This is a genomic window from Streptomyces albicerus, from assembly GCF_008905045.1.
GTDB classification, from domain to species: Bacteria; Actinomycetota; Actinomycetes; order Streptomycetales; family Streptomycetaceae; genus Streptomyces; species Streptomyces albicerus.
This window is the reverse complement of sequence record NZ_VWMY01000042.1, coordinates 95,740-106,327: the sequence shown is the minus strand read 5'-3', so window position 1 is coordinate 106,327 and position 10,588 is coordinate 95,740. Positions and strand designations below refer to the sequence as shown.

The following is a 10,588-nucleotide window of genomic DNA, read 5'->3' as shown; positions in this document are numbered from 1 at the left end:
TCGGGGGCAGCGCCCCCGACGGGGTCTGGGGCGGAGCCCCAGAAGGATGGGACGGGTAGGGGGGCGGGGGCGAGAACCGTTTGGCGGGAACCTACAGTCCCCGCCCCTGCCGCCACTCCGGACAAAACATCCCCACCTCAGTGACCAGCATCACGCCCACGCGGGTGTACACGGCACTCTTTGTGAGAGTCCCACCACGCCCCCGATCCCCGCTTTGTGGACCGCTGCCGGTGATCGCACCAGGCGCCCTGGGATAGCGTCACGGAGTCCCCAACTGCCCTCACCGCCGGAGTCCGCATGACCACCGCCGCCGTCACCACCCGCCCGGGCCAGGTCCTCGCCGACCTGCTCCCCGCCTCCCGCGTCAGGGACGCCGCACTCGTGGCGGGCGGCGCCGCGCTCACCGGGCTCGCGGCCCAGCTCGCCGTGCCCGTACCGGGCTCCCCGGTGCCGGTGACCGGCCAGACCTTCGCGGCCCTCCTCGTCGGCACCGCGCTCGGCGCCGGCCGGGGCCTCTCCTCCCTCGCCGTGTACGCGCTCCTCGGCCTGGCAGGCGTCCCGTGGTTCGCCGGAGGCAGCTCCGGCGTCACCGCGTCCTTCGGCTACATCCTCGGCATGCTGCTCGCCGCGACCGTCGTGGGCGCGCTCGCCCGCCGCGGCGCCGACCGCTCGGTCGTGCGCATGGCGGGCACGATGCTGCTGGGCGAGGTGATCATCTACGCGATCGGTGTCCCGTACCTGGCCTTCGCCGCCGACCTGACACTCACCCAGGCCGTCGCCGCCGGCCTCACCCCGTTCCTCCTCGGTGACGCGCTCAAGGCCGCCCTGGCGATGGGCGTGCTGCCCACCGCCTGGAAGTTCGTCAAGCGCGAGAGCTGACAGCCAGGTTGCAGTTCCCGCGGAAGAGGTTCGCCGGGTCGTACGTCGACTTCAGCCCGGCGAGCCTCTTTCGCGTCTCGGAGTCGTACAGCCCTTCCGCCGTACGACCGCCCGCCCCGTACGCGAAGTTCAGCGCCCGCCCGATCGTCCACGGCTGCACGGTGGCGAGGGCCCGGTGCAGCCGCTCCCGCGCCGAGTCGTCGACGCCCCCGAGGACCCGTACGAGGAAACGCCCCGCGCGATGCGGCACCGCGTTCGGCCACTCCTCGCCCGATGCCGATGCCGATGCCGATGCCGCTGCCGGTGCCAGCGCCAGTGCTCCGCCGAGGTGGTTGATCTGGACGACGTACATCGAGGGCGCGTCCGGGCCGGTCAGCGCGAGGAGTTCGGCCGCGGCGTCCACGTCCAGCTCGCTCAGCACCGCGCTGTCCCCGTAGTACGCGTGCGGGAAATCCGGGTCGGAGTGGATGGTGTGGCTCTCGGGGTACGGCATCTCGCGGAGCGAATCGGAAAGGACCGGGCCGATCTCGCGCAGCGGGGCGACGAGTTGCCCGCCGTCGTCACCCGTGTAGGCGACCCGTACGGAGATGACGTACCGCCCGCGCAGATGCGGCGGCAGCGCCGGGATGTCCGGATAGGGCACGGCCGCGAACGACGAGGTCAGACCGTCAGGGACGGTCGTCGTCCAGCGTTCGTACGCGCGCAGCGCCGCCACAGGATCCACCTCACGCCCGTCGAAATCGAGCGATCCGCCGTACAGCCGCGCCACCGGTACGAGGCCGATCTCCAGCTCCGTCACCACACCCAGGTTCGCACCGCCGCCGAGCAGCCCCCAGAAGAGCTCGGAGTCGCCGGAGTCGCCAGAGCCGTCTGAGTCGTCTGAGTCGTCTGAGTCGTCCGAGTTCGGGGTCACGTGCCGGAGCCGGCCGTCCGCCGTGACGACGTCGAGGGAGCGGACGTGGTCGGCCGCGTACCCGAACTCCCTTGCCAGGATGCCGAGTCCACCGCCCAGCGTGTACGAGACGGCGCCCACGCCGGGCGCGGATCCGTTCAGCGGGGCGAGCCCGTACGGCTCGGCCGCCGCGACGACCTGACCCCAACGAACGCCTGCCTGCACACGGACCGTTCGCGCCTCGGCGTCGACCGTCACACCGTCCATGCGTTTCGTCGTGATCAGCACGCCGCCCTCCGTGGCACCCGGCAGCCCGTGTCCGGTGGCCTGGACGCCGACCGGCAGCCCCTCGGCGGCGGCGTACGCGACCGCGGCGGCCACGTCATCGGCCGAGCGGGCGGCGAAGACGACGTCTGGGCGCTGTACGAACCCGGTCTGGAAGCCGGCGAGTTCGTCCTCGAAGCCGGGGTCGCCGGGCATGAGGACGAGGCGGTCGGGGCTGTCAGGACGGTCGGGATGGTCGGGACGGTCGGGGTTGATGAAGTCCTGCATGCTCACGGGGATGTCCTCCGCAGTCGATCTCGCTCATGGATCTTGTCCATGCGTCTTGTTCATGGGTCTCGATTACGGGCGCCATGCTGGCCGGATTACCTGACATCCGCCGTCAACTTTTCCGGGCTGCGATTTTTCCCGTTTTTCCCTTTCCCTGATCGCCGCGAACTGTGTTGTCATGGAAAGAGGTTGGAGGTGGAACCGCATGCGGATCGCGGGCCGCTACCGCCTTGCGGAGACGGTCGGGCAGGGCGGAATGGGGCGCGTGTGGCGCGCGCGTGACGAGATGCTGGACCGCGCTGTCGCGGTCAAGGAACTACGGCTCGACGGCGACCCGGACGCCGAGGACCCGCGCACCCGCCGCGAGCGTGCCCGGCGCGAGGCGCTGGCCGGTGCGCGCATCGACCACCCCAATGTCGTACGGATCTACGACGTGGCCGAGGAGGCCGACCGGCTCTGGATCGTCATGGAACTCGTCGACGCGCCCTCCCTGGAGCGAGTCGTCCTCGAGGACGGGACGCTGGGTGTGACCGAGACGGCGCGCGTCGGACTCGCGCTCGTCGAGGCGCTGCGTCGTGTGCACGCCGCCGGGGTGCTGCACCGCGACATCAAGCCCGGCAACGTCCTCCTCGCACCGGACGGTCGCGTCGTCCTCACCGACTTCGGGATCGCCACCGTCCAGGACGCCCGCTCCCTGACCCGGACCGGTGTCCTCGTCGGCTCCCCGGAATACATCCCTCCGGAACGCGCCACCGGCCGCCCGCCCGGCCCGCCGGCCGACCTGTGGGCACTCGGCGCCACGCTCTGCACGGCCCTGACCGGCCGCTCCCCGTTCGCCCGCGGCTCCACCGCCGAGACGCTGCTCGCGATCGTGTACGAGGAGCCCGAACTGCCCGGCGGGGACTGCCCGCTGACCCCACTGCTGCGCAGGATGCTGGCCAAGGATCCGGGGGCCCGGCCGGGCGTGGACGAGATCATCGCGTATCTGACGCCTCTGGCGGCGGCATCGCCTTCGCCGGAGAACTCGCCCGGCGAGCTGCCCGCCGAGTCGCCCGGCGACTGGCGGCCGCGCCTGCTCACCGCTCTCGTACTGATCGTGGCCGCGGCCGTGGCCGCCGTGATGATCGTGACGGCGATCGATCCGGGCGGCGAGACCCGCCTGCCCGACACGAGCGAGCCCCCCACGGTCGCGGGCACATCGCGCCCACCGTCCTCATCGCCCGCGACGGACACGCCGACGCCTCCGCGGTGAGCCCGCGACGCCTCCGCGGTTGAGCCCGCGGAGGCGCCCCAGAAGCGGGTGGTGGTACGCGTGTTACTCGTGAGCGCGGGCCTTACGACTCGCTCCGCTGGGGCCGTCGGTGTGTCCACCACAGGCCCGCCGCACCCGCGGAGATCAGCGCCCCGCCGACCGCGCCGAGCGGCAGAACCTGGTCGGCCGGACCGGTCTTGGGCAGTTCCTCGCCGCCCGCCTTGTCCCCGCCCGCCTTGTCCCCGCCCGGGGTGACCGGGCTGTTGTCGGTGCCGAGCAGGAGCGGTGTGGCGGGGGCGTTCGGCGACGGGTTGTTCGCGCCGAACGGGACCGGGCCCTGCTGCCAGAACGTCATCGTGCCGGCGGCGTCCTGGACGGGCAGGCAGATCTTGCCCTCCTTCTTCAGATCGAAGGTCGCGTCGACGGGGTACGACTTCGACTTGCCGACCGCGAGATTGTCGATCGCACAGGCGAAACCACTGTTGGATCCCTCGGGGAGGTCTTTCTTGGCGATTTCTGAGCAACCCTCCACGCCCGTGACGGAGAGTCCGTCAAAACCGACCACAAGCAGTCGGATTTCGCCGCTGTCCTTTGTTCCCCCGTTCTTTACGGTGGCGGTAATTTCCGTTTCTTGTGAGCTGTTGTCGACCTCGATCTTCTCGGGCAGCAGCGTCGTCAGCTTCACACCTGCCGGTGCCTTGTCGATGACCTTTCCCCCTTTATCGCTCATCGGCCCCTGGTCGTCCGCCCCGGCGGAGAAGGAAAGGATCATCACCGCCGAGAAAGATGCGGTGAGCAGCGATCCGGCGATGGCTGTCGTGCGACGAGAACTCATGTTCGTCCCCCTTGTATCCCCCTGACCGCGCCTGAATTCGCAGTCCTTGAAGAGGTACCACAAGATTTCTCCGCACTATGCTGGTGCGGCACGAAGTGTGACCATTGTGCTTCTTTGCGTTTCGTCTGTGGTGGGTGTGGAAGGGGGGCATGGGGTGCCGGGAATAACGAGGGGTGGTATTCCGGGATTGCTGGTGACGGGCCGGTACCGGCTGGCCGAGAGTATTGGCCAGGGAGGAATGGGGCGGGTGTGGCGAGCTGCCGACGAAATGCTCGACCGTCCGGTCGCCGTCAAGGAAATGCGTATAGACGGCATGGACCAGGAGGACGCCCGGACCCGCCGCGAACGGACCCTGCGCGAGGCCAGGGCCACGGCCCGGATCGACCATCCCAATGTCGTGCGTGTGTATGACGTGGTGGACGAGGGCGAGCGGCTGTGGATCGTGATGGAACTGGTCGACGGCCGCTCCCTCGAACGGGTCGTGGCGGAGGACGGGCCGCTGAGCCCGCGCGATACGGCACGGATCGGGCTCGAACTGGTGACGGCACTGGGCCAGGTGCACGCCGGGGGCGTCCTGCACCGGGACATCAAGCCGGGCAACGTCCTGGTCGAACGCCGCGCGGGCCGCGTCGTCCTCACCGACTTCGGCATCGCCGCGATCCAGGACGCGGAGGCGCTGACGATGGTGGGGATGCTCGTCGGCTCCCCCGACTACATGGCCCCCGAGCGCGTGTCCGGCCGCCCCCAGGGCCCACCGTCCGACCTCTGGTCCCTGGGCGCCACCCTCTGCGCGGCCCTCGGCGGCCGCTCCCCCTTCTCCCGCGCCACAACCCTCGCGACGCTGCACGCGGTGCTGTACGAGGAGCCGGAGATTCCGTCCGCGGCGGGGGAGTTGCGCGACGTACTGACCGCCCTGCTGAAGAAGGACCCGACGGGCCGCCCCGGACTGGAGGAACTGGCCGCGGTTCTCGGTCCGGTGGTGGACGGGGGTACGGGGACGAGGGCGGAGGCTGGGCGTGGGACGGCTGAGCCCCTTGGCCCAGGGGAGAGGGAGGGAGCCGCTTCGGGCGCGGGCGCGGGGGAGGGGGTGGCGCCGGTAACGGGACCGGGGCCTGGGTCGGCGTCAGGCAGTATCGAGGCAGGTTTCGGGCCCGAGGCAGGCTCGGGCACGGACCTCGGGCCGGACTCCGGGGCGGACGTGGGCGTTGGGTCGGCCTCCGGGGCGGACGTGAGCGTTGGGTCGGGTTCGGGGATAGGCGTGGGCCCGGGCTCCGGCTCAGGTACGGGCCCAGGAACCGGATCCAGCCCAGACCCCGGGCCGGGAACTGGGCTCCGATCGGGAGCAGGACCAGCGGCAGGCGTCGGGCCCTCGGGATCGGAACCGGGATCAGGAGCAGGGCCGGAGTCGGGAACCGGCACACCGGACGCCGGTCTTGCCCAGCCCTCGGCCGAGGACGCCGGACAACCAACACCGGTCGCCCCCGAGTCCCCCGTACCTCCGACACCATCCCCATCCCCACCCCCGCCCCCGGCCGAGCACCCGACACCTCCGTTCCTGTGGATCCCCGCCCTGGAGCCGCCGCTCACCCCGTCCGCGGGCGAGGGCACCCCGAGGCGGGCGGAACCCATACAGGACGCCGTGCCGGTACGGCGGCGTACGCCGACGCTGCGGAACGCACCCGACTCTGAAGCGCCGGCGCCGGCGAAGGCATCGCCCGCAGCAGCCGGCCCCGCACCAGCCCCAACTGCGGAGGAATCCACCCCCGAACCACTCCCCACAGGCCCGACCGGAACCCCACCCCCCGACATCGAGAACACCTCCTCCGAAGCCCCGCCCGAAGGCACCCCCGAAATCCCCTCCGCGGGCGCGGCGCCGGGGCACGTCTTCCACGCGTCCGGGGTTCAGCTCGAGCGGCCGGAGCCGGAGCCGGAGCCGGAGCCGGAGCCGGAGCCGGAGTCGGAGCCGAATCCGATGGAGCCGCCGGCCGAAGGGAGCAACACGCTGCCGACGAGGCCCAGGGCCGCACCGATGCCGCCGGGCGAACTGCTCGGCCCCGCCGTGCCGTCCGGCCCGCGCCGCGGCTGGAGCCGGAATCGCAAGGGCGTCGCGGCGGCCGCGGGCGTGGTCGTCGCCGGAGCTGTCGCCGCCTTGGTCATCCCGGCACTCGGAGGATCACCCGACGACAAGGACAAGGCATCCCCGTCCTCCTCCTCTTCCTCCTCCAGCGGTGGCACCCCGTCCACCCCACCCCCCACCGTCGCGGGCACCGCACGCCCGCCCACCCTCCCGGAGGGCTCCCGAACGGAGGCCGGAATGTACGCGTGGGTCCCGCCCGAGGGCTGGGAACGCGTGGTGCAGAGCGGCGCCGAGGTCCACTACTCCTCCCCGGACCGCAGACAGGAGATCCTCGCCAACGCGGCCCCGGCCCGCGGTGACCTGATGGACCAGTGGGAGAAGACGGAGAAGACCACCAGCAAGGGCCTGCACTACCGGAGGATCCGCCTGGAGGAGACCACGTTCCGCGACGCACCGGCGGTCGTCTGGGAGTACACCGTCACGGCCAAGGGACGGCCGTGGCACGCCCGCCTGCTCGGCTTCAACGCCGGCGGCAAGTACTACGAGGTCACCACCTGGTACCACCCGGACATCGAGGACCGGGCCCTCCCGGTCTACGAGGAGGTCAAGAAGGGCTTCACACCCCTGTGAGACACGACGACGCCTCCACGGAAAGTCCCGCGGAGGCGTCGTACGAGAAAGCAGGCAGAAGCAGGCAGAAGCAGTCAGAGGTAGAAGCAGTCAGAAGCAGGCGAGCGGCGAAGCCGTCAGACCTTGGCGTCCGGCTCCTCCTGGAGCGGGGCGAGCGGGGCCTTCCCGCGCCGCACCTTCTCCAGTACCAGCGCGATACCCACCACGATCGCCGCCACCAGCAGCGACAGCAGTACCGTGTCGCGCCCGTCGTGCTCGGTGTCGGTGAGCATGTAGCCGAGCACGAAGATGATCAGCGCGATCGTCGCGTACGTCAGATACGGGTACAGCCACATCCGCACGACCAGCTTCTCCGGCGTCTCACGCTCGATGATCTTCCGCATGCGCAGCTGCGAGAAGCAGATGACGAGCCAGACGAACAGGGCGACGGCACCGGAGGAGTTGACCAGGAAGAGGAAGACCGAGTCGGGGAACTCGTAGTTGAAGAACACCGCGACGAAGCCGAAGACGACCGACGCGATGATCGCCGTCATCGGGACACCACGGCCGGTGGTGCGGGCGAAGGCCTTCGGCGCGTCACCGCGCTGCCCGAGCGAGAACGCCATGCGGGAGGCCGTGTAGAGGCCGGAGTTGAGGCAGGACAGTACGGACGTCAGCACGATGAACTTCATGATCTCGCCGGCGTTCGGGATGCCGAGCGAGTTCAGGGCGGCGACGTACGAACCGTCCTTCTGGATGGCCTCGGAGTCCCAGGGCAGCAGCGTGACCACGACGAAGATCGAGCCGAGGTAGAAGACGCCGATCCGCCAGATGATGCTGTTGGTGGACTTGGTGACCGCGCGCTGCGGGTCCTCCGACTCGCCCGCCGCGAGGGTGGCGATCTCGCTGCCCATGAAGGAGAAGACGACGAGCAGGATGCCGGTGAGGATCGCACCGGGCCCGTTCGGCAGGAAGCCGCCGTGGTCCGTCAGGTTGCCCAGCCCGGCCGTGTCGCTGTCGACCCCCGGCAGCACACCGAAGACCGCGAGCCCGCCGATGACGATGAACGCGCCGATCGCGACGACCTTGATACCCGCGAACCAGAACTCGAACTCCCCGTACGAGCCCACGGAGACGAGATTCGTCGCGGTCAGCACGACCATGACGATGAGCGCCCAGCCCCACTGCGGTACGGCCGGTATCCAGCTCTCCAGGATGACCGCGCCCGCCGTCGCCTCGATCGCGAGCACGACGACCCAGAAGAACCAGTACAGCCAGCCGATCGAGAACCCGGCCCACCGGCCGAGCGCCCGGTCCGCGTGCGCGGAGAACGAACCCGAGGTCGGGTTCGCGGCGGACATCTCGCCGAGCATCCGCATCACGAGGACGACCATCGTGCCGACGAGGGCGTACGACAGGAGGATGCCGGGGCCCGCGGTGGCGATGCCGGAGCTGGAGCCGACGAAGAGGCCGGCGCCGATGACTCCGCCGATGGCGATCATCGAGAGGTGCCGGTTCTTGAGTCCGGCCTGGAGGCCGTCGCCGGGTTCTCCAGTGCCTCCGGGGCCGCTTCCGGCCTTGGTCATGGTCGGCTGCGAGGTCATAGGACGGGGTTTCCTTTGCGCCGGTGACTGTGGGGGAGGGGACTGCGTGGGGGGCTATGGAATGGCTATGGGGGCTACAAGAAGTACGCGTCACCCGAGGCGCCCGTACGAGCGGTGTACGAGCGGAGTACGGGCGGTGCACATCAGGGGGTACACAAGCCGGTCCAGTGAATCCCAGGCGAACGGATTCTTGAACCTTTGAATCCAGATCGTTACTTGAGGTTTTCTTGAGGATCTGTAGTGTTACTCACACTTTTCCAGCGACCGCCTCAGCGCATTTCCTGCGCCCGCCCCGGCGGAGCCGATCGGAAACAGGCGTGTCACACTCGGAACCATGCGCGTGTACCTCGGCTCCGATCATGCCGGTTTCGAACTCAAGAACCACCTCGTCGAGTGGCTCAAGGCCGCCGGGCACGAGCCCGTCGACTGCGGGCCCCTCATCTACGACGCCCAGGACGACTACCCGCCGTTCTGCCTCCGCGCCGCGGAGCGCACGGCGGCCGATCCGGAGTCCGTGGGCATCGTGATCGGCGGGTCCGGGAACGGGGAGCAGATCGCCGCGAACAAGGTCGCCGGGGTGCGGGCCGCGCTCGCGTGGAGCGAGGAGACCGCGTCGCTGGGCCGGGAGCACAACAACGCCAACGTCATCGCGGTCGGTGCCCGTATGCACTCCGAGGACGAGGCGACGAAGTTCGTCGAGACCTTCCTGGGCACCCCGTTCTCCGGCGACGAGCGTCACATCCGCCGGATCGACATGCTGACGGCGTACGAGACCACGGGCGAGCTCCCGGCGATTCCGCCGCACCACCCGCAGGGCTAGGGACGTTTTCGCCCCCGCCGCCCCTACCCGTCCCATCCTCGGGGGCGCTGCCCCCGAACCCCCGCTCCTCAAACGCCGGAGAGGCTGAATACCAGGGCCGGCCCAGGCATACCCAGCCCGTCCGGCGTTTGAGGACGAGGCCGTTCAGGCCGATACGGGGGTCTGGGGGCGGAGCCCCCGGTTTCGGGAAGGGGTGGGGTTGGGGAAGGGAAACCGCTCGTACCGCACCCCCGCACACCGACCAGGAGGCCCCCGTGCCCGAAGGGCACACCATCCACCGGCTGGCCGAGGACTACCTCGCCGGCTTCGGCGGACGCAGGGCACGCGTCACCAGCCCCCAGGGCAAGTTCACCGACGCCGCAGCCCTCCTGGACGGCACGACGCTCACAACGGCGGAGGCCCACGGAAAACACCTCTTCCTCCGCTTCGAGACCGAGGACTGGATCCACATCCACCTGGGCCTGTTCGGCAAGGTGAACTTCGGCGGAACGCCCGCACCCCCACCCACGGACACGGTCCGCCTCAGACTCGCGAACGACACCGCGTACGTAGACCTCCGCGGCCCCACCACCTGCACGCTGATCACGGACACGGAGAAGCAGGCGATACACGACCGCCTGGGCCCGGACCCACTGCGCGAGGACGCGGACCCGGCCCACGCCTACACCCGTATCGCCCGCAGCCGCACCACGATCGCCGCTCTGCTCATGGACCAGAAGATCATCGCGGGCGTCGGCAACGTCTACCGCGCCGAGGTCCTCTTCCGCCACGGAATCGATCCGTACAGGCAGGGCAAGGACATCACCCGGTCCGAATGGGACGCGATGTGGACGGACCTGGTCGCGCTCATGCGCGAGGGAGTCCGCAACAACCGCATCGACACGGTCCGCCCGGAACACGAACCGGACGCGATGGGCCGCCCGCCCCGCAAGGACGACCACGGCGGCGAGGTCTACGTGTACCGCAGGGCCACCCTGCCCTGCCACATCTGTGGCGGCGAGATCCGCACCGCCGATCTCGCCGCCCGCAACCTCTTCTGGTGCCCCACCTGCCAGAAGGCCTGAAACG

Annotated in this window: 8 protein-coding genes; 5 read left to right on the top strand and 3 right to left on the bottom strand. The window is 70.1% G+C overall.

Features of this window, described 5'->3' with window-relative positions; all coding sequences use genetic code 11:
• The first annotated feature begins 297 nt into the window (after positions 1–297).
• Positions 298–879 (top strand): biotin transporter BioY, encoded by a 582-nt coding sequence (locus GAS53_RS33965; protein ID WP_151481591.1) that lies wholly within the window; start codon positions 298–300, stop codon positions 877–879.
• On the opposite strand, the gene GAS53_RS33960 is transcribed toward GAS53_RS33965, so the two are convergent.
• Complete coding sequence (locus tag GAS53_RS33960) at positions 863–2,251, bottom strand: FAD-binding oxidoreductase (RefSeq protein WP_151481599.1); 1,389 nt, start codon at positions 2,249–2,251, stop codon at positions 863–865. The genes GAS53_RS33965 and GAS53_RS33960 overlap by 17 nt on opposite strands.
• A gap of 277 nt (positions 2,252–2,528) precedes the next feature.
• Here GAS53_RS33960 and GAS53_RS33955 point away from each other — a divergent pair, with 277 nt between their 5' ends.
• Positions 2,529–3,575: a serine/threonine-protein kinase gene (locus tag GAS53_RS33955; protein WP_151481590.1), complete on the top strand. Its 1,047-nt coding sequence runs from the start codon at positions 2,529–2,531 to the stop codon at positions 3,573–3,575.
• 82 nt (positions 3,576–3,657) lie between these two features.
• Here GAS53_RS33955 and GAS53_RS33950 read toward each other — a convergent pair whose 3' ends face one another.
• Positions 3,658–4,410, bottom strand: coding sequence for an LPXTG cell wall anchor domain-containing protein (locus GAS53_RS33950; protein WP_151481589.1), 753 nt, complete (start codon positions 4,408–4,410; stop codon positions 3,658–3,660).
• Positions 4,411–4,648: 238 nt separating this feature from the next.
• Here GAS53_RS33950 and GAS53_RS56800 point away from each other — a divergent pair, with 238 nt between their 5' ends.
• Positions 4,649–7,117, top strand: coding sequence for a serine/threonine-protein kinase (locus GAS53_RS56800; RefSeq protein ID WP_404829365.1), 2,469 nt, complete (start codon positions 4,649–4,651; stop codon positions 7,115–7,117).
• Between the two features lie 116 nt (positions 7,118–7,233).
• Here GAS53_RS56800 and GAS53_RS33940 read toward each other — a convergent pair whose 3' ends face one another.
• Complete coding sequence (locus tag GAS53_RS33940) at positions 7,234–8,700, bottom strand: amino acid permease (RefSeq protein WP_151481588.1); 1,467 nt, start codon at positions 8,698–8,700, stop codon at positions 7,234–7,236.
• A 334-nt stretch (positions 8,701–9,034) separates the two neighbouring features.
• On the opposite strand from GAS53_RS33940, the gene GAS53_RS33935 reads away from it, so the two are divergent.
• Complete coding sequence (locus GAS53_RS33935; RefSeq protein WP_151481587.1) at positions 9,035–9,520, top strand: ribose-5-phosphate isomerase; 486 nt, start codon at positions 9,035–9,037, stop codon at positions 9,518–9,520.
• Between the two features lie 254 nt (positions 9,521–9,774).
• The gene (locus GAS53_RS33925) at positions 9,775–10,584 is read left to right on the top strand and encodes an Fpg/Nei family DNA glycosylase (protein WP_151481585.1); all 810 of its coding nucleotides are present in this window, start codon (positions 9,775–9,777) and stop codon (positions 10,582–10,584) included.
• Positions 10,585–10,588 lie beyond the last annotated feature (4 nt).